Consider the following 19,440-nt stretch of genomic DNA (forward strand, 5'->3'; position numbering starts at 1 on the left):
ACCGCGCGAACGTTCTGGTACAATGGTGGTTGGTACAACTCGAGTAATGGGGGAACAGCTGTGAACACAAGAAAAGTGGTCTTCTTATTCTGGAGCACGTTTCTGATCGGCACCATATCCGGGATGCTGATGGGACTGATGCTCGATTTCAATACACATATGCAGGATCTTCGCCAGGGTCAGATCGGCGGACTCTTCATGCTCTTTACGGGAGCAGGGATCTGGACGATTATCGCCCAGATGGGATTCTTTGCCTACCTGACGATTCACCGGTTCGGACTTGGCATTTTCAAATCATTGAAGCTCTGGAACAGAGTTCAGGTCGTTCTTATTCTGTTTGCTTTGTTTGATCTTATGTTTTTCCGCTACCTGGCATTCGGTACAGCGGATGAAACGATGTTTGATTATGCGGCGATGCCGTTTTTCCTTCTCGTGTACGGGGTAATTGTCGCCTACCTGAAAGCGAAGGACACGAATTTCACCGCGTTTATACCGGCGCTGTTCTTTATGGTCGTGGTAACGACGATTGAGTGGATTCCGGCACTCCGCGAAAACGACATGACGTTTCTGATTACGGCGATCGTACCGCTGCTTGTGGCAAATACATGGCAGCTTCTCGTACTTCACCGTCTGCACGAACAGCCTAAATAACAAGGAAAGCTCAGCCCGTTTCCAGGGCTGAGCTTTTTGTTTCAGGGGGAGAAGGTGATCAGCGGATTTCCTCGGTTTTCGTATCGGCACCGGTCATGAGTTCTGACAGTGACACAAAGTTAAACCCGTCGGATTTCAGCTTTTTCAGAATACCCGGCAGCGCTTCTCCAGTCTGCTGAGCGGAATCCGATGCGTGGAAAAGAACAATATCACCGGGAGAGGCACTTGTAACAACATTTTCTGTAATGACATCTGCACCGGGGTTAAGCCAGTCCTGGGAATCAATACTCCAGTGGATCACATCATAATTGAGTTTTTCTGCGATCGTCAGCACACGCTCGTCAAAGTTTCCATTTGGCGGCCGAAGGTACTGGGGTGTCGTGTCGCTGACCTTCTTAATAATTTCGTGAGCTGTAAGAATGTCCTTTTTTATGGACTCATCCTCCCACTTCGTATAATGCTCATGGCGGAACCCGTGACTGCCGATTTCGTGCCCGTCCTCAAGAATTCTTTCCACAATTTCCGGGTGCCGCTCCGCCCATGCTGCGGAAAGGAAGAAGGTGGCGTCTGTTACGCTGTTTTCCTTGAGAACATCAAGTATTGGAACTGCCCGCTCCTCACCCCAGCTGATGTTAAACGTGAGGGCAATGTCCTTGTCCTCGGTTTCCACTTTATAAATGGCCACCGGTTTTTCACCTGTTGAGAAAACAGGAATTTGTGTCCGTTCAACATAAAGAATTCCCGCCGTAAAAAGGGCGGCTAAGACAACAATTGTATAACGCTTTAACCGTTTGGCACTCCATACCCAGAAGAAATTCATTCGGAGCCCTCCTTGTCCATTGTTATCTCATATGTATTCCAGTGAAGAACAAATATGTACAGGCAGCGAAAAATTGATTTTCAGGATCAGGAGCAGTAAACATGAAAATCTCCCGTGAATAAAAAGTAAAGAAGTGGAAAATAATTTTAGAGGAGCTCGATAACGCGACGCCCAAGTACACCCACCGAGTACAGTCAGAAGATGACGCAAATGTCGGAAGCCGAGGTGACCTATGTTTGGAATTATGCTTAATGCAAAAGAAACACAGGAAATGGAGTACTTACTGAAGCGTGAACTTGAAGAACTGCTGCTTGACCTGACGGATTCCAGAATTGAAGGGATCGTGAAACGTGCCATGGAGGAAAGATATCAAATCATCTTCCGTATGTATAAAAGGTTTGTAAAACCGCAAGAATACATGAAGTACGTAAGGCAGAACCGATCTTCGAAGCAGGAGCAGCAGGGCTGCAGAACTAAATAACGTCTTTCCACACAATTTGACCTGAACGGGCCTCTGATTTTCGTTAAGGGACAAGCCTGGCATTTGATAAAAAAATAGTACTAACCCCTTGTCAAAAAGAGTGGGGTGTAGTATGATATCAAATGTCTGAGATAACATTGTCCAGTGGCGACAGCGGAGAGGCCACACCCGTTCCCATGCCGAACACGGAAGTTAAGCTCTCCAGCGCCGATGGTAGTTGGGGGCTCTCCCCCTGTGAGAGTAGGACGCCGCTGGGCATGTGATCCGGACATTTTTATCCTCCTGAAAAGCCTCAGGCGACGAACAAATTCGCCCCGTTTCCAGACCGTTAATTGCCGAGAAGCAAGAAGGTCGAGGAAACAAGGAAGAGAGGAAAGGAGCGTACATGAAGTACGTGACTGCCCAATCGACTGCAGGTGACGAAGAGATTCGCCGCTTAACGGCAATTCACATTATTCCACAGTAGCTCAGTGGTAGAGCAATCGGCTGTTAACCGATCGGTCGTAGGTTCGAGTCCTACCTGTGGAGCCATGCTTCCTTAGCTCAGTTGGTAGAGCGCATCCATGGTAAGGATGAGGTCAGCGGTTCAAGCCCGCTAGGAAGCTCCAGGAGGCCCGTTGGTCAAGTGGTTAAGACACCGCCCTTTCACGGCGGTAACACGGGTTCGAATCCCGTACGGGTCACCATACCTTTTTTGCTGGCCTAGCTCAATTGGTAGAGCAACTGACTTGTAATCAGTAGGTTGGGGGTTCAAGTCCTCTGGCCAGCACCATTACATAATTAATCAAATGACTTAGGGCTATAGCCAAGCGGTAAGGCATCGGGTTTTGATCCCGTGACTCGCAGGTTCGAATCCTGCTAGCCCTGCCATTTTTATTTCCGGCAGAAAAAACAGTAGGGGCCTTAGCTCAGCTGGGAGAGCGCCTGCTTTGCACGCAGGAGGTCAGCGGTTCGATCCCGCTAGGCTCCACCATACATATTTACTTTGCAGTTCGGCTGATTGGAGGCCGGATTTTTTTGTGTTGATTCAGGTGCCACCGGCTCTCAGACAAAAAGAAAACACCTGCCGCAGGGGAGTTGCGGAAGGTGCTCAGGATCATCAGTTGGTTAATTTTCTATTTTGTAGTACGTGGATTGGTATTTGTTCAGTAGAGCGTCAAGGTATGAACTGATTGCTACAACTTCGTGTGAGGTCCGGTTAAGCTGCGAAGAGAGGTCATACATTTTCTCCCGTGCCCACTCAATTTCCTCCAGTAAATCCTTTTGCTCAATTTCCAAGTTTTTCGACCTCCCGTCGTTTGGATAGACCTTCATGTACGTAGCATACCCTGATAAAAACTTTTCCAAACATATACTTTTTTAGGAATCGTATGATTTTTCTGGATTCAGGTGATAAAATTAAGAAATGAAATTAAGGTGAAACCTTTTTTGCCGGGAGAGCGTAAACAAGGTAGCCGCAATAGCGGGGGGAGTATGCGATGGATGCGGTGGTTAAAAAAATTATCATGGAAGTAAAAAAAGGGGACCAGCAGGCATTTGCGGAGCTGGTCGACCTCTATAAAGATAAAGTTTATCAGATTTCGTACCGCATGCTCGGCAATGTTCATGAAGCTCAGGATGTGTCACAGGAGGCTTTCCTCAGGGCGTATACGAATCTGGACAGCTATGATATGAACAGAAAATTTTCCACTTGGCTGTTTAGAATTGCAACCAATTTATCGATTGATCGTATACGTAAAAAGAAGCCGGATTTTCACCTCGATGATCCGGTTGGGGGTACCGAGGATCTCAACTATTATTCGCAGATTGCTGCAGATGAGGAGCTGCCTGAAGACAAGGTGGTTCAGTATGAGATGCAGGAGTGGATTCAGAATGAAATTTCGGAGCTTCCTCCGAAATACCGTTCCGCTATTATTCTTAAATATCTTGAGGATTTATCGTTAAAGGAGATTGGGGAAATTCTGAACCTGCCGGTGGCAACGGTAAAAACAAGAATCCACCGGGGCAGGGAGGCGCTTCGCAAGCGGCTCCGTCATTCCTAGGAGAAAGGGGTGCATACAGATGGCGTGTGAAAAAACAAAAATCGAACAGCTCCACAAGTACCTGGATGAAGATATGACGCTGCTTGAAAAAAAGCAACTGGAACAGCATCTCAAATCCTGCAGTGAATGTGAGCAGCATCTGCGTGAGCTGAGAAAGACAATCGCCATTGTCCAGAGCACATCACACGTGGAAGCACCTCCGGATTTCACAGCAGGAGTGATGAACAGGCTTCCGAAACAGTCAAAACCGGACAAGTGGAAAACGTGGATGAGAAAGCATCCTTTTGTCCTCGCAGCAGCAGTGTTTATGCTTTTGTTTGTCACCAGTGTATCCTCGTTCTGGAGCGGTGGAACCGGCTCGCAGATTACAGTGCAGGGGCAGGGTAACTTTCATATAGATGAAGAGCGCAGCGTTGTTGTTGTGCCTGAAGGGGAAACAATTGAAGGGAACCTGATTGTCCGCAACGGTGACATTGAAGTTGAAGGTGAAGTGCTCGGGAATATCACCGTAATTAACGGGGATAATTATCTGGCATCAGCCGGACACGTAGCCGGTGAAATAAATGAAGTCAACCAGGTGCTCAGCTGGATCTGGTACGAAACGAAATCCTTCATGAGTGAAGTGGTGAATGTCTTTAATGGCAGCGATCCGCCGGAGGAAGACTAACGAAATAACGGGGAAAACACAGCCGGGCTGGAAAAGCCGCAGGCTGTGTTTTTTTATGGCCGGGAGATGGTGATTATTCGTTGTCAGGGATGGCAATTAAGCGTAGCGGTCCTATTCTTTGCACGCTAAGCTGTCCGGCAGCACTTTCAGGAATCGCCACAAAGTACCGTTAATCCGTCAATCTGTGCAAGTTAAATAAACGTTTAATTAACTTGCGGGAAATGTCGGGTGGAGGGAAATGAAGCTGAATGCTGTCCGGGGCTTCACATGCTCAGTTGGCAGAAGCATCCCGATTCAGGATACGCCTCGGGACCTAGTGAAAATAAAGCCGGGGGTCGTTATGCGGTTTTTCAAATCCCGGTACGATAAAGGCAGAGATCAGGAAAGGAGGAAAACGAGATGAAAAAGTTTTTACTGTTTTGTGCCGGACTTGTGGCGCTGGCTGTACTTCTGGCCAACCTCGGACCCATGATTATGCTGGCAGTTTCCGTCTGGCTCACCTACGTTATTTTTAAACAGTTCGTAAAAACCACGTCAACAGCAGGAAAGGTATGGTGGGTCATTGCCGGGGTGGTTGTGGTAAGTATCGGTGTTGCCAACTCATTCTCGGTGATCGGACTGGCGGCGCTTGCGGCTCTCTATTTCATCTGGAAGAGCTGGAACAGCACAAGTGCAGTCACACTTCAGAAGCCCGATGAAGACCACGATCCGTTTACGAGCTTCGAAAAGCAGTGGGCGGACATGAACCGCTGAGTGTGTAAAACCGGTATTTCATTGAAGAAAAATAAAAATGAAGGAGAGAATACACGATGACTACCCTGTTTACCCGAATTAAAGACGCAGTGTCTGCAGACCTGCACGGTTTGATGGATAAAAAAGAAGCCGGCAACCCCATTGCTGCGCTGAACCATTCTCTGAGACAGAGCGAAAAAGAGACTGAAAAAGTAAGGCAGCTTGTTGAGCGTCAGCACCGGCTGAAAGAGGAATTCGTCAGAGAATATACAGAAGCAGCTGAAATGGCTGAAAAACGCCTCCAACAGAAAGAAGTGGCTGAGCGTGCCGGCGAAGAGGAATACGCCGAATTTGCAGCCCGTGAATGGGAGGAATACAGCCGGAGAGCGGAAAGACTTGAGAAAACCCGGAAAGACGCTGAGTTTCAGCTTGAAAAACTGGAACACCAGTACGAGGATATGAAGCACAGGCTCAAGGACATGCGTCTTCGCCAGATGGAACTGATGGGACGTGAAAATACCGCCAGGGCAAGCTTTAAAATGAGTAAGGTTACCTCTGAATCAGGTGAAGGGTCCTTCTCACGTTTCGGGGAGATGGAGCGCTATATTGAAAACCTGGAACAGCGGGTGAACCGTGATTATCGCAAAAGCACTTTCGATTCGAAGCTGGCGGAAATCGAACAGAAGCTGATTGAACAGGCGGACCAGGCAACGAACAGTTAATTCATGGTAAAATAAGGTTGTCTCTGAAGAAGATGAGCGCTCCGTGCAGCGGGGCGCTTCTGCTATATAAATAAAGTCTCCTGGTAACTTAGCTTCCACCCTGAAAAAATGTCTTTTATCAAAGCGGATAGATTGTTGTTTTATTGCGCTGCAGGCGGATGCTTTCCGCGGGCATCGCTTCAGCCGACAGAGTAGTTATCGTGCTTCTTCCTCTGTCCGAAACGCTCCGAAGCGTCTGTGTCGAAGCAGCTCGAAGTGAACTCACGATGTAAACGCTCGTCCCTGCGGGGTCTTCACCTGATGCTTTTCCCGCTGGAGTCACCGCCTTTCGCTCCATTAATAATGTGACCAATAGCAGCAATCTATACGAAAACAGCCTTTATCAAACCATAAAAAAGGAGGGCATCCCCTGTGTTTAACCGGATATCAACAAGAACATTCAACTGGATTTTTCTGATCGGGGTTGTCCTTCTGCTGGGGGAAGCTTTGTTTATCGGAGCGGGCTTTCTGTTTTCACTCCTGCTTCAGGTGATCATGATGATGCTGGGAAGACGCTGGTACCACCGCCTGATCGGAAAGCTTCTGTTCTGGACAGGGCTCGTCATCTTTCTTCTGACAATCCTCAATCTGATGGCTGTAAGGTTTGTAATCATTGCTATGGCGGCTCTGATTTTGTACCGTTTTTACCAGTCAAGAAACGAGCCGGAAGTCGTTAAACCTGATTCTGCCGCGGAGACACCGGAAGAGGGAGACTTCCTTCAGGTACGCCCCATTATGAAAAACCGCCTTACCGGTACGGAAAAGACAGGCGAAATCCCCTACTCCTGGCGGGACGTCAACATTCTTGGCGGGATTGGCGACAGGATCGTTGATCTTGGAAACACGGTCGTACCCGATGATGGTGTGATTATGATTCGCCATGGAATCGGTAATCTGACCATTCACGTCCCTTATGAAGTGGAAGTGGCCATTCACCATACAGCTCTGTTTGGAGGGGTCACAGTCTTTGACCGGAAAACCGACCGCCGTTTTAACCAGCAGGTGTTTTACGAGACAGAAGGGTACCGGACGGAAAAGCCGCGAATTCGGATCGTTACCTCTGTCTGGTCGGGGGAATGTGAGGTGAAGCGGACATGAGTGTCATGTACAGAACCGCACTCATCACCTTTACAGCTGCGGTGTTATTCAGTCTCATCTTAAGTGTGACCATCTTTTTTTCCTTTCCTCCTGCAGAGTGGTCCATGCTCTGGGAGCAGCGGGTCCTTGACCTCCCTTTTATCTATTTTTTACTGATCATTACAGTGTTTGCTGGCCTCACTGCCGGTCTTCTGGCAGGGAATTACGCTAAAAACAGACTCCTGGCCATTCGCAGTCAGGTGGATGCGGTTGCAAAGGGAAAGAAGAGGGCTGGTCTTGAGGGGGAGCCTCTTCAGGAGATGAAGGAGTTTGAAAAAAGTCTGGTCGTACTCGAGCATAAAATCGCCGAGCAGACCAAAACTGCTCAGCGGCTCGTCACCGAACATGCCCGTGAACGGGAAAAAAGCCTCCAGGAAGTGGTGGCGGAAGAGCGGACGAGACTGGCCCGGGAGCTTCATGATTCTGTGAGCCAGCAGCTGTTTGCCGCTTCAATGATGATGGCAACGATCAATGAAACGAGCCCCCCCGAAGATGAGACGATGAAAAAGCAGCTGGCAATGGTCGGCAGGATGATTGAGCAGTCCCAGCTGGAAATGCGTGCTCTTCTGCTTCACCTGCGGCCGGTTGCCCTCAAAAACAAAACACTGGAAGAAGGAGTGAAAGAACTTCTTTCGGAACTGACAGAAAAGGTTCCGATGGAGATTCAGGTGAAAGCAGAACCTCTTGAGCTTGAAAAAGGAGTTGAAGATCATCTGTTCCGGATTCTCCAGGAGGCTGTTTCCAATATTCTGCGCCATTCAAAAGCAGAAAAAATGACTGTCCTGTGTGTCGGCCGGGATGGTTATGTGATCCTCAGGGTAACAGATAACGGTATTGGTTTTGATGTTGATGAGGCCGCAGAAAAAAGCTCGTATGGCCTTACGAATATGAAAGAGCGTGCCGAGGCGATTGGAGGAGAGCTTAAAATTGTCAGTGTAGCCGGGGAAGGAAGTTACTACGAAGTTAAAGTACCGTATGCTAAAGGAGGGGAAAGCGGATGATCAGGGTACTGTTTGTGGATGATCATGAAATGGTGCGGATTGGTGTGTCCTCTTACCTGTCAGCCCAGAAGGATATCGACGTGGTCGCTGAAGCCGGTGATGGGAAAGAAGCCGTGGCGCTTGCTCTTGAAATCAGGCCGGATGTCATTCTGATGGACCTTGTGATGCAGGAAATGGATGGGATCGAAGCGACAAGGAAGATTGTTGAAGCGTGGCCGGAGGCAAAAATCATCATTGTGACAAGTTTTCTCGATGATGAGAAGGTGTATCCTGCTCTTGAGGCAGGAGCAGTGAGTTACATGCTGAAAACATCGAAAGCGAGTGAAATTGCAAAAGCGATCAGGGCTACATACGAAGGGCAGTCCGTCCTGGAGCCGGAAGTGACCGGGAAAATCATGAACCGCATGCGGCAGAAACCGAAGCCTCATGAACAGCTGACGGGCCGGGAAAAGGACGTCCTGCAGCTGATGGCGGAAGGTAAGACCAATCAGGAGATCGCAGACCACCTCTTTATCGCCTTAAAGACCGCCAAAGTACATGTGAGTAATATTCTCCATAAACTTGATGTACAGGACCGCACCCAGGCCGTCATTTATGCCTTCAATAATGATCTGGTTGTAAAGAAAAGTAACGAATAAATAAACTCTGCTGCCGCAGGGTTTTCTTTTTTGTTTTCCAAAGGATGTTTTCGGAAAGGTTGTTGTTTTTCTGCGCTGCAGACCGATGCTTTCCGCGGGCAACACCTCAGCCGGGTGAAAATTTCCTGCTTCTTCCTCTGCCGGTTAAGCTCCGAAGAAGGCTGCGTCGAAGCAACTCGGAGATAACTCACGGAGTAATCGCTCGTCGCTGGAGTCGCGGCCTTTCGCTCCGAAATTAATAATACCAATAGCAACAATCTTTACGAAAAGAGCTTTTCCAAAAGAACTCTTCTCTTGCAGGGTCGGAAAAGTCAGGCATTGTCCCGTGTAACAAATCCGCGATTGTCCCGTCTATAAAAAGGGTACCGGGATAATAAAGGTACCTGGAGGCGGGCACATTAGCGCTGCCCGAAACCGGGAGCAGTACATATTTCAAAAGCCTTTCTGCAGGCATACAACGTGGTCTGAACAGCAGATATTGCCGGACACTGAAATGAGAATTCCGGCCTGCTTAATTGGCAGGTCCTGTCACTGCGGTGTGCAAAATGTGATATAATTGGTAAGTTATCAGATACTAATAAAACCGGTTTTTCAAATGTTCGTCCGGTGGACATTATCAGACGCAGCGTAACTGTACCCGGGAATTTTACCATGGAGGAACGCCCATGTTTGAAGACGCACAAATCCTTCGTTTATTAGGCATTATTGTAGATATTGCGCTCGTAACCTTTGTGATTTATAAACTGATTATGATTATACGGGGAACCCGCGCTGTTCAGCTCGTAAAAGGGATCGTGGTTATCCTTGCGGTCTGGTTTATCAGCAGTTTCCTCGGTCTGCAGACCCTGAACTGGATTATGAGTACCGCCATTGCCTACGGTCTTCTGGCGATCATTATTATTTTCCAGCCGGAACTGCGGCGTGCTCTTGAACAGCTTGGACGGGGAAAGTTTTTTGCGAAAAGTTCCTCAGCTGCCAAAGAAGAAATCAAAGATACGATCAATCATATCGTGAAGGCAGCGAACTATATGGGGAAGCGCCGGATCGGGGCACTTATCTCCCTCGAGCGGGAAACGGGAATGACAGATTATGTGGAAACAGGCATCCCGATGAACGCCAACCTGTCTTCGGAGCTTCTGATCAATGTGTTTATTCCGAATACACCCCTGCATGACGGGGCGGTTATCATTAAGGGAAATGAAATTACCGCGGCTGCCTGTTATCTGCCCCTATCGGAAAACCCGTTTATCTCCAAGGAGCTTGGTACAAGGCACCGGGCAGCACTCGGGGTCAGTGAAGTAACGGACTCCGTTACTCTCGCAGTGTCCGAGGAGACCGGCGGGATTTCCCTGACAAAGAACGGAGAGCTTCACCGAAATCTCGATGAGGAGGCACTGAGGGAGCTTCTTATAAAGGAAATGCTCACTGAAAGTTCGGACACCGCTTCTTCACGCTGGCAGTGGGGAGGGAAGAAAAATGATGGATAAATGGTTTAATAATAAATGGTTTATCCGGGGAATTTCCCTCTTTATTGCTGTCATGCTTTACATGATGGTAAGTATTGATAACGTCAATCACCAGCAGCCCGGAGCAGGGATTCCCGGTATTACGGACGGGGAGCGCGTCCTGCAGGATGTGGAGCTGACAGTTCTCTACGATGAGGACAGGTATGTAGTGACAGAAGCCCCGGAAACCGTGGATGTGCAGCTTCAGGGGCCTCAGAATCTTCTTATGCTGCAGATTGCAAGGCCTCAGTATGAGGTGTTCATTGACCTGAGGGATCAGGGTGCCGGAGAGCACTATGAACGGGTTCAGTACAGTGGTTTCCAGAGTGAGCTTAGTGTCAGAGTGGACCCTTCCACTGTCCGGGTAACTCTCCAGGAGCTGCAGACTTCCTCGTTTCCTGTACAGGTGGAGCTTTTGAACGAGGATGAAATGGAATCGGGTTATGCCGCCGGGAGTCCTTCTGTCACGCCGAGCAGCGTGGATGTCACAGCAGCGGAAGGGCTCGTAAATCAGATTGCCACCGCGAGAGCCTTTGTTGATCTGTCAGGAGTATCCGAATCGGTGGACGAAAGTGTGGAAGTCCTTCTTTACGATGAGTCAGGAAATGAAATTGATCTTATCCCGGATCCTCCGGCGGTTGATGTAACGGTGCCGGTAACGAGCCCGAACAAGGAAGTTCCTGTGCGGATTGACCGGGAAGGGGAGCTTCCGGATGGTGCAGCCGTCACGTCAATCCAGCCGAACCCTTCAACGGTTACGGTATTCGGTCCACCTGATGCAATCGACGAAATTAATTTCATCACAGGACTCACAGTAGACCTGTCCGAAATTACTGGGAGCACCGTTATCGAACTGGACGTGCCCGTCCCTGAGGGGGCGGAACGGGTTGAACCGGAAACGATTGAAGTGGAAGTGGAAATCGATGAGGAAGAAACCCGGGTGTTAAGCAACTTCCCGTTTGAAATCACGGGCCTGGACGAAATATACCAGGTTGAACTTCTCGACCCTGAAAGGGCAGTATTTGACCTGGAGGTCATTGGCACCTCCATGGTTCTCGCCCGGATCAGCAGTGGCGACATCGAAGCATTTATTGACCTGGATGGCCTTGATGCAGGAGAACATTCGGTGCCTCTTACAGTGACCGGCCCCCAGAACCTTCGTTTTGATTATGACGTAGACGAAGTGGATATCAGAGTGTACGATGAAGAAGATGCAGAGGAAGCCAGTACCCAGAGCTCTCCTGAAAGTATAGAGGAAGAGCAGGAAGATGACGTCATAGAAGACGAAGACGATGACGATCTTTCAGATGAGGAAGAGTCGGAGGAAGACGACGAAGAGCAGGAAGACGATGTGACAGAAGATGAAGACGAGCAGGATGCAGATTCTTCATAACTCCTGACCTTCACAGCTGGAATTATACACTTACACAAGGCGGGCACATTCTTTGGGATCTGCCCGCAATCATACATAAAAAGCCGCTTTGATCGCGGTATCGGAAAACAAGGAGAGATTTTTTATGGGCAGACATTTTGGAACAGACGGAGTCAGAGGAGTAGCCAACACAGAACTTACTCCTGAACTGGCCTTTAAGCTTGGCCGATTCGGTGGATATATTCTTACAAAGGAAAGCGAAGGACGTCCTAAAGTTCTTATCGGCAGGGATACCCGTATTTCCGGCCACATGCTTGAAGGTGCGCTTGTGGCAGGGCTTCTTTCCATCGGAGCTGAAGTCATGCGGTTAGGTGTGATATCAACACCAGGGGTGGCCTACCTTACAAAAGCACTGAGTGCCCAGGCTGGTGTAATGATTTCTGCCTCCCACAACCCGGTTGCAGATAACGGCATTAAGTTTTTCGGTCCGGACGGATTCAAACTCGTGGACAGCCAGGAAGATGAAATTGAAGAGCTTCTTAACAGGGAAGAAGGCATGGAAGACGAACTTCCCCGCCCAACCGGTGCCGACCTCGGCCAGGTTAACGACTATTTCGAAGGCGGCCAGAAGTACCTGCAGTACCTGAAACAGACAATTCACCAGGACTTTACCGGACTTCACATTGCCCTTGATTGCGCCCATGGAGCGGCATCCTCCCTTGCGGCCCACCTGTTTGCAGACCTGGATGCCGACCAGATTTCAACGATCGGCGCTTCCCCTAACGGGACAAACATCAATGACGGGGTGGGCTCCACCCATCCCGATGCACTTGTGGAGCTTGTGCGGGAAAAAGGTGCTGACATCGGCCTCGCATTCGACGGTGATGCGGATCGTCTTATTGCTGTGGATGAAAACGGGAAGATCGTGGACGGCGATCAGATCATGTTTATCTGTGCAAAGTATATGAAAGAGAGAGGCTTCCTGAAAGAAGATACGGTTGTTTCCACTGTGATGAGTAACCTTGGGTTCTATAAAGCGCTTGAAGGCATGGGTGCACACACGAAGCAGACAGCTGTAGGTGACCGGTACGTAATCGAAGAGATGCGCAAAGGCGGCTACAATCTCGGCGGCGAGCAGAGCGGACATATTATCTTCCTCGACTATACGACAACAGGGGACGGCCTTCTATCTGCCATTCAGCTCGTTAACATTCTCAAAGCAACGGGCAAACCGCTTTCCGAGCTTGCATCCGAAATGAAACACTTCCCTCAGAAGCTCGTAAACGTCCGGGTGGCAGATAAGCACGCCCTTCATGACAATGAAGTTATCGCAGATGAAATCAATGCGGTTGAAGCGGAAATGAACGGACAGGGACGAATCCTTGTACGCCCTTCCGGTACAGAGCCGCTTGTACGCGTGATGGCGGAAGCACCGACAGTGGAACAGTGCGAAACGTACGTTCAGAAAATTGTTGATGTCGTAAAGCGCGAACTCGGCTCCCTCGACTGATCCCGCCTGGACCTCGATACGGCTAAAAAAAGCATTTATTTCAGATGGAGTTAAGCTTCAGTGAGATTCCTGTCGCAGTCCGAGGAGGCTCACATGACCGCTGCGGAAAGCGAACGGATGACGGGTAATGGCGCTCTCCCAGAGTATAAGTGGAACGGGTATGCATGGATAGCACGTGACACGCTGTCCATGCATATTCATTATTAACAGCGCACACTTTTCGGGGAGGTGATGGAAAAGAAAAAAATGATGTTTACTAAACTATTTGCAGGGAAACGGAAAGACAGGAAAGAATTTTCCAAAAGTATTGACCCGTTTTCAGATTTCGTAGTATGATGAGCGGGTATTTTAAAAAGCGGAAGGAGGACGGAGGTCAGACAAATGTACAGCAACACCTGAAGCGCCTGAACTGAGCGGGGGATCGGATATGCCTGTTCAGTTGACGAGGAGGAGGTTTATCGATCTTTCGGCGGATGCCTCCCGGTTGTTCATCACAACCGAAAGCCTGCAAGCCTAAAACAGAGAGGCGACTCTCTGAACAAAAGCTTGGGCAGTGATGAAGCTTTTAACTTAAATTGAGCCGGAATGCCCGAAGACTCCTGCGGTAGTGGGGGCCAGGCGAGACCCCGCACGGCAGAAGCCGGAGGAGGCTTGCCGGCACCACCGCGGAAAGCGAAGGGCATACAGGGTCACTGAATTTATGACCGTAAAATTTATAATTAGATCTTCGACTAAATAGAGAGTGGGGCAGGACTGCCCCGTGCATGTTCCTGCCCTGCATACAGGGAGGAAACATTATTATGTGTGGAATTGTAGGATATATCGGAACAGAGGATGCAAAGGAAATTCTTCTTCGGGGACTGGAGAAGCTCGAATACCGGGGATACGACTCTGCAGGAATTGCAGTAGCCAACGGAAGCGGCGTGAACGTGTTTAAGGAAAAAGGCCGGATCGCGACTCTTCGTGAAGCAGTTGACGAAACGAAACAGGGAACAGTCGGCATCGGTCATACCCGGTGGGCAACCCACGGGGCGCCAAGCAAAGTAAACGCACACCCCCATCAGAGCACGACGGAGCGCTACACACTCGTACACAACGGTGTAATCGAGAACTACTCCCAGCTTCGTAAGGAATTCCTTGAGGACACAGCACTTACAAGTGACACAGATACGGAAATCATCGTGCAGCTTGTTGAGCGCTTTGCAAAAGAAGGCCTGTCGACTGAAGAAGCATTCCGCAAGACCTTGAGCCTGCTGAGAGGTTCTTACGCCACGGCTCTGCTTGACAACAAGGAACCTGAAACAATCCTTGTCGGAAAAAACAAGAGCCCTCTCCTCGTAGGACTTGGAGAAGGCGTAAACGTTGTGGCCAGTGATGCCATGGCAATGCTGCAGGTAACAAATGAGTACGTTGAGCTCATGGACGAAGAGATTGTCGTTGTTAAACGCGATAGCGTGACAATCAAGACGCTTGACGGTGAAGTAGTGACACGTGACTCCTACACGGCGGAGCTTGATGCAAGCGACATCGAAAAAGGGACGTATCCTCACTACATGCTCAAGGAAATTGACGAGCAGCCTTATGTGATCCGGAATATCATTACGAAATACCAGAACGAAAACGATACGATTAAGCTTGATGAGGACATCCGTCAGGCGATGACCGATGCAGACCGCATCTACATCATCGCTGCAGGAACGAGCTACCACGCCGGTCTTGTCGGAAAACAGCTGATCGAAAAAATCGCCAACAAGCCGGTGGAAACCCACATTGCCAGTGAGTTTCTTTACAACATGCCGCTGCTTAGCGAAAAACCACTCTTTATTTTCATCTCCCAGAGCGGGGAAACTGCTGACCTTCGCGGTGTACTCGTGGAAACGAAAAAGCTGGGCCATAAAGCCCTGACTATTACAAACGTACCGGGATCCACTCTTTCCCGTGAATCAGACTTTACGCTTCACACGTACGCGGGACCTGAAATTGCCGTTGCGTCAACGAAGGCTTATACAGCGCAGATGGCCGTTCTTGCCATTCTTGCTGTTGACACTGCCCGTGCTGCAGGTGTGAAGATGGACTTCGATCCGCTACAGGAGCTTGCGATCGTTGCCAACGCTATGGAAACTCTCACGGACCAGAAGGAAACACTCGAGCAGGTAGCCCGTGAGTATCTGAGCGTTACACGCAACTGTTTCTTCATTGGCCGTGCCATGGACTACCATGTCTGCCTTGAAGGAGCCCTTAAGCTGAAAGAGATCTCCTATATCCAGGCGGAAGGTTTTGCCGGCGGGGAGCTCAAGCACGGAACCATTGCCCTGATCGAGGAGGGTACGCCGATCGTTGGCCTTGCCACTCAGGAGCACGTAAACTTAAGCATCCGCGGTAACATCAAGGAAGTTGTCGCACGTGGTGCCTACCCATGCACGATCAGCATGGAAGGCTTTGAAGAGGAAGACGACACAATCGTCATCCCGCGCGTGCACGAGTACCTGACTCCGCTTGTGAGCGTTATCCCGCTCCAGCTGATCAGCTACTACGCCGCCCTTCACCGCAACTGCGACGTTGATAAGCCGCGTAACCTCGCAAAAAGTGTAACTGTAGAATAGTTTGCTGCACCCTTTCGGATTCAGATAGATTCCGAAGGGGTGTTTTTACGTTATGATAGAAATAGAATAGGAGGGAGCGGGCAATGGATGCGGTAATCAAAACTGGCAACGGTAAATTTAATTTCAGGGTGGCAGGTGTCTTAATAGTAGATAACCAGGTTCTCTTACATAAAGCTGAGACTGATTCATTCTGGGCTCTTCCCGGTGGAAGGGTGCAGATATCTGAGAGATCAGAGGATGCTCTGATCAGAGAGATACAGGAAGAAACCGGGATGAGGGTTAAAACAGAGGGCCTTCTCTGGACTGTTGAAAACTTCTTTCATTATGAGGGAGAGGCTTTTCATGAAATCGGCTTTTATTATCGGATGTGTCCCGAACTGCCACTGGAAAAACAGAAGTCTTTTTACGGATTGGAAACGGACCGCCAGTTAGTTTTCAGGTGGTTTCCCCTCGATCAGCTTGATGACATTGAAGTGAGGCCGTCTTTTCTCAAAGAGAGACTGAAAGGGTTGCCTGAACACGCAACTCATATTGTAGTAGATACCAGGTGAGGGGGAGATCCAGATGGAAAAGTGGGACATATACGATCGGCACCGCAGGAAAACCGGAAAGCAGATGATCCGGGGGGAGGCGTTTGAGGATGGCGCTTATCATTTAGTCGTTCACGTATGCCTGTTTAATGAAAAAGGGGAGATGCTCATCCAGCAGCGCCAGTCGGACCGTGAAACCTGGGCAGATATGTGGGATGTAACCGTGGGCGGCAGTGCCCTTGCCGGTGAAACGAGTCAGGAGGCTGCCGAGCGGGAAGTGGAAGAGGAAATTGGTTATACGCTCGACTTCAGCAGCAGACGGCCCTCATTTACAATTAATTTTGACCATGGTTTCGACGACTATTACCTGGTGGAATCACAGGTGGATATCTCTTCTCTCACTTTTCCTACTGAGGAAGTGAAGGAAGTGATGTGGGCCTCAAGGCAGGAAATCATGGATATGATCGAGGAAGGGGTATTTATTCCGTACTATGAATCGCTCATCCAGTTATTTTTTGATATAAGACACGGGCTGGGAGCACACGATCGCTAAAATGGATAAACAAAGGAAAAAGCACCTCGATTGAGGTGCTTTTTCCGCTTCAATGCCGTATTATTTCTTAACATCAAACCGATCGTTATCCATAACCTTCACCCAGGCGGAGATAAAGTCGTTCACAAACTTCTCCTGGCTGTCGTCCTGGGCGTATACTTCGGCAAGGGCACGGAGGACGGAGTGCGATCCGAACACGAGATCCACACGTGTTGCGGTAGCCGTGAGGTCGCCGGTCTTCCGGTCGTATCCTTCGTACGTGCCGTCTTCTTTCGCCTTCCACTCAACGCCCATGTCGAGAAGGTTCACGAAGAAGTCGTTCGTGAGCGTGCCGACACGGTCGGTAAAGACGCCGTGCTTACTGCCGCTGTGGTTGGCTCCCAGCACGCGCATACCGCCGATAAGCACGGTCATTTCAGTGGCTGTCAGGTCAAGAAGCTGTGCCTTGTCCACCATCAGATCTTCCGGTTTAACAGAGTACTCTTTCTTCTGGTAGTTACGGAAAGCATCTGCAGGCGGCTCAAGTGCTTCAAAGTTCTCCTCGTCAGTCTGCTCCGCAGTGGCGTCACCACGTCCAGGTGTAAACGGAACAGTCACGTCAAAGCCTGCATCTCTTGCTGCTTTTTGAACTGCTGCACTTCCGCCGAGGACGATCAGGTCAGCGAGGCTGACTTTTTTATCAAGACCGCTCTGCAGGTCTTCGTAGACGCTCAGCACTTTTTTGAGCTGTTCAGGCTCGTTGGCATCCCACTCGTTCTGAGGAGCAAGGCGGATGCGGGCACCATTTGCGCCGCCGCGTTTGTCCGAATTACGGAACGTGCTTGCAGAAGCCCACGCCGTTTTGACGAGTTCGCTGACGGTCAGCTCGGTGTCGAGGATTTTGGCCTTCAGATCTTCAATCTCAGACTCTGAGAGCGTGTAGTCCACCTTAGGTACAGGATCCTGCCATACGAACTCCTCGTCCGGTACTTCAGGACCGAGATAGCGGTCACGCGGCCCCATGTCACGGTGAAGAAGTTTGAACCATGCACGGGCAAAAGCATCGGCAAACTCCTCGGGATTCTCATGGAAACGGCGGGAGATTTTGTTGTACTCCGGATCTTCACGCATCGCCATGTCCGCTGTCGTCATCATCGTTTTTACTTTTTTGGACTCATCGTGCGCATCAGGGGCAAGATGGTCCTCGTCAGGATCTACCGGTTCCCACTGATAAGCGCCGGCAGGGCTCTTTGTCAGCTCCCACTCGTAGCCGAACAGAAGGTCAAAGTAGCTCGAATCCCATTTTGTCGGTGTCGGTGTCCAAGCACCTTCAATACCGCTTGTAATGGTGAAGGCACCGTGTCCGGTTTCGTGTTTATTATGCCAGCCGAAGCCCTGGTGTTCGATAAGTGAGCCTTCGGGTTCATCAGCCATATTTTCAGGGTCAACCGCACCGTGTGCTTTACCGAATGTATGACCGCCGGCAGTAAGGGCCACTGTCTCCTCATCGTTCATTCCCATCCGCTTGAACGTGTCACGGATATCAAAGGCACTTTTCTTCGGATCCGGCTCACCGTCCGGGCCTTCCGGGTTAACATAGATAAGACCCATCTGAACGGCTGCCAGCGGATTCTCAAGATCCCGTTCACCGGAGTAACGGTTATTACCGAGCCATTCTTCCTCAGGACCCCAGTTTACGTCTTCTTCCGGGTGCCAGATGTCTTCCCGACCGCCACCGAATCCGATCGTTTTTCCGCCCATGGATTCGATCGCCACGTTTCCTGTGATCAGCAGAAGGTCAGCCCAGGAGAGTTTATTGCCGTATTTCTGTTTAATCGGCCAGAGAAGGCGACGGGCCTTGTCCAGGTTCCCGTTGTCCGGCCAGCTGTTTAGAGGGGCAAAACGCTGGGAGCCGCTTCCGCCGCCCCCGCGGCCGTCCGCCATACGGTATGTACCGGCTGCGTGCCAGGACATCCGGATAAAGAACGGGCCGTAATGACCGTAGTCGGCAGGCCACCAGTCCTGACTATCTGTCATAAGGTTATGAAGATCCTTTTTCAGGGCATCATAATCAAGTTTTTTGAATTCTTCAGCGTAATTAAAATCCTCGCCCAGTGGATTTGTCTTCGTATCGTGCTGGTGAAGAACATTCAGCTCGAGCTGATCCGGCCACCAGTCCTTGTTCGACCGCGGTTTTTGGGGTTTTTCGCCGCCTTGTCCTGTGAACGGGCATTGTCCTGCGTTTTCATTGTTATTCTGGTCCATACGTTATTCTCCTTTCTGATTTGAGAAGAGTGAGCAGCAAAAACTTGCCTTGCATGGTACGAAACTGAAAATGGAGACAATATCGATTCTTACATTGTAATTATATTAAATGATGAGCCAAATAAAAAGTATAATGCTCCTTAAAATACAGAAAATTTAAACATTTAAACGAAAGTTAGAAAAAAAGAGTAGT

18 protein-coding genes, 6 tRNA genes and 1 rRNA gene are annotated in these 19,440 nt (G+C 49.6%); 22 read left to right on the top strand and 3 right to left on the bottom strand.

The window, feature by feature from the left end; all coding sequences use genetic code 11:
- The first annotated feature begins 60 nt into the window (after positions 1 to 60).
- Entirely contained in the window at positions 61 to 651 is a 591-nt protein-coding gene (locus tag FGB90_RS18015; protein WP_171051903.1) for a KinB-signaling pathway activation protein, read from the top strand.
- Between the two features lie 58 nt (positions 652 to 709).
- Here the strand turns inward: FGB90_RS18015 and pdaB are convergent, their stop codons facing one another.
- Positions 710 to 1,471: a polysaccharide deacetylase family sporulation protein PdaB gene (pdaB, locus tag FGB90_RS18020; protein ID WP_138812262.1), complete on the bottom strand. Its 762-nt coding sequence runs from the start codon at positions 1,469 to 1,471 to the stop codon at positions 710 to 712.
- 232 nt (positions 1,472 to 1,703) lie between these two features.
- On the opposite strand from pdaB, the gene FGB90_RS18025 reads away from it, so the two are divergent.
- The 8 genes from FGB90_RS18025 to FGB90_RS18060 all read left to right on the top strand — a co-directional run bounded on the left by FGB90_RS18025 (position 1,704) and on the right by FGB90_RS18060 (position 2,925).
- On the top strand, positions 1,704 to 1,952 hold the full coding sequence (locus FGB90_RS18025; protein ID WP_138812263.1) for a hypothetical protein: 249 nt from the start codon (positions 1,704 to 1,706) through the stop codon (positions 1,950 to 1,952).
- A gap of 140 nt (positions 1,953 to 2,092) precedes the next feature.
- Positions 2,093 to 2,209, top strand: a 5S ribosomal RNA gene (rrf, locus tag FGB90_RS18030).
- Positions 2,210 to 2,408: 199 nt separating this feature from the next.
- Positions 2,409 to 2,483: transfer RNA gene (locus FGB90_RS18035), tRNA-Asn, on the top strand.
- A 1-nt stretch (position 2,484) separates the two neighbouring features.
- Positions 2,485 to 2,560 (top strand) — tRNA-Thr (locus FGB90_RS18040).
- A 3-nt stretch (positions 2,561 to 2,563) separates the two neighbouring features.
- Positions 2,564 to 2,638: transfer RNA gene (locus FGB90_RS18045), tRNA-Glu, on the top strand.
- Positions 2,639 to 2,648: 10 nt separating this feature from the next.
- Positions 2,649 to 2,724, top strand: a tRNA-Thr gene (locus FGB90_RS18050).
- A 23-nt stretch (positions 2,725 to 2,747) separates the two neighbouring features.
- Positions 2,748 to 2,822, top strand: a tRNA-Gln gene (locus FGB90_RS18055).
- Between the two features lie 27 nt (positions 2,823 to 2,849).
- Positions 2,850 to 2,925: transfer RNA gene (locus FGB90_RS18060), tRNA-Ala, on the top strand.
- Positions 2,926 to 3,059: 134 nt separating this feature from the next.
- Here FGB90_RS18060 and FGB90_RS18065 read toward each other — a convergent pair.
- The gene (locus tag FGB90_RS18065; protein ID WP_210237261.1) at positions 3,060 to 3,230 is read right to left on the bottom strand and encodes an aspartyl-phosphate phosphatase Spo0E family protein; all 171 of its coding nucleotides are present in this window, start codon (positions 3,228 to 3,230) and stop codon (positions 3,060 to 3,062) included.
- 200 nt (positions 3,231 to 3,430) lie between these two features.
- Here FGB90_RS18065 and sigW point away from each other — a divergent pair, with 200 nt between their 5' ends.
- From sigW to FGB90_RS18130, 13 genes are all read left to right on the top strand, one after another.
- A complete protein-coding gene (sigW, locus tag FGB90_RS18070; protein WP_138812264.1) occupies positions 3,431 to 3,994 on the top strand; it encodes an RNA polymerase sigma factor SigW in 564 nt (187 codons plus the stop codon).
- A 19-nt stretch (positions 3,995 to 4,013) separates the two neighbouring features.
- Entirely contained in the window at positions 4,014 to 4,661 is a 648-nt protein-coding gene (locus FGB90_RS18075; RefSeq protein WP_138812265.1) for an anti-sigma factor family protein, read from the top strand.
- A gap of 399 nt (positions 4,662 to 5,060) precedes the next feature.
- Positions 5,061 to 5,414 (top strand): lmo0954 family membrane protein, encoded by a 354-nt coding sequence (locus tag FGB90_RS18080; protein ID WP_138812266.1) that lies wholly within the window; start codon positions 5,061 to 5,063, stop codon positions 5,412 to 5,414.
- Between the two features lie 56 nt (positions 5,415 to 5,470).
- A complete protein-coding gene (locus FGB90_RS18085) occupies positions 5,471 to 6,115 on the top strand; it encodes a PspA/IM30 family protein (protein ID WP_138812267.1) in 645 nt (214 codons plus the stop codon).
- A 411-nt stretch (positions 6,116 to 6,526) separates the two neighbouring features.
- A complete protein-coding gene (gene liaF / locus FGB90_RS18090) occupies positions 6,527 to 7,252 on the top strand; it encodes a cell wall-active antibiotics response protein LiaF (RefSeq protein WP_138812268.1) in 726 nt (241 codons plus the stop codon).
- A complete protein-coding gene (locus FGB90_RS18095; RefSeq protein WP_138812269.1) occupies positions 7,249 to 8,292 on the top strand; it encodes a sensor histidine kinase in 1,044 nt (347 codons plus the stop codon). Before liaF ends, FGB90_RS18095 begins: the two co-directional genes overlap by 4 nt.
- Positions 8,289 to 8,930: a response regulator gene (locus FGB90_RS18100; RefSeq protein WP_138812270.1), complete on the top strand. Its 642-nt coding sequence runs from the start codon at positions 8,289 to 8,291 to the stop codon at positions 8,928 to 8,930. Before FGB90_RS18095 ends, FGB90_RS18100 begins: the two co-directional genes overlap by 4 nt.
- A gap of 665 nt (positions 8,931 to 9,595) precedes the next feature.
- Positions 9,596 to 10,417 carry a diadenylate cyclase CdaA gene (gene cdaA / locus FGB90_RS18105; protein ID WP_138812271.1) on the top strand — a complete coding sequence of 274 codons (822 nt, stop codon included), beginning with the start codon at positions 9,596 to 9,598 and terminating at the stop codon, positions 10,415 to 10,417.
- Positions 10,407 to 11,828 (top strand): CdaR family protein, encoded by a 1,422-nt coding sequence (locus FGB90_RS18110; protein WP_138812272.1) that lies wholly within the window; start codon positions 10,407 to 10,409, stop codon positions 11,826 to 11,828. Before cdaA ends, FGB90_RS18110 begins: the two co-directional genes overlap by 11 nt.
- Positions 11,829 to 11,952: 124 nt before the next feature.
- Positions 11,953 to 13,317, top strand: a complete 1,365-nt coding sequence (gene glmM, locus FGB90_RS18115; RefSeq protein WP_138812273.1) for a phosphoglucosamine mutase — start codon at positions 11,953 to 11,955, stop codon at positions 13,315 to 13,317.
- A gap of 800 nt (positions 13,318 to 14,117) precedes the next feature.
- On the top strand, positions 14,118 to 15,920 hold the full coding sequence (glmS, locus tag FGB90_RS18120; protein ID WP_138812274.1) for a glutamine--fructose-6-phosphate transaminase (isomerizing): 1,803 nt from the start codon (positions 14,118 to 14,120) through the stop codon (positions 15,918 to 15,920).
- A gap of 83 nt (positions 15,921 to 16,003) precedes the next feature.
- Entirely contained in the window at positions 16,004 to 16,471 is a 468-nt protein-coding gene (locus FGB90_RS18125; RefSeq protein WP_138812275.1) for an NUDIX hydrolase, read from the top strand.
- Between the two features lie 13 nt (positions 16,472 to 16,484).
- The gene (locus tag FGB90_RS18130) at positions 16,485 to 17,003 is read left to right on the top strand and encodes an NUDIX hydrolase (protein WP_138812276.1); all 519 of its coding nucleotides are present in this window, start codon (positions 16,485 to 16,487) and stop codon (positions 17,001 to 17,003) included.
- A gap of 60 nt (positions 17,004 to 17,063) precedes the next feature.
- On the opposite strand, the gene katG is transcribed toward FGB90_RS18130, so the two are convergent.
- Positions 17,064 to 19,247, bottom strand: a complete 2,184-nt coding sequence (gene katG / locus FGB90_RS18135; RefSeq protein WP_138812277.1) for a catalase/peroxidase HPI — start codon at positions 19,245 to 19,247, stop codon at positions 17,064 to 17,066.
- Positions 19,248 to 19,440: the final 193 nt, after the last annotated feature.

The sequence above is a fragment of the Alteribacter natronophilus genome (genome assembly GCF_006007885.1).
Taxonomy (GTDB): domain Bacteria; phylum Bacillota; class Bacilli; order Bacillales; family Salisediminibacteriaceae; genus Alteribacter; species Alteribacter natronophilus.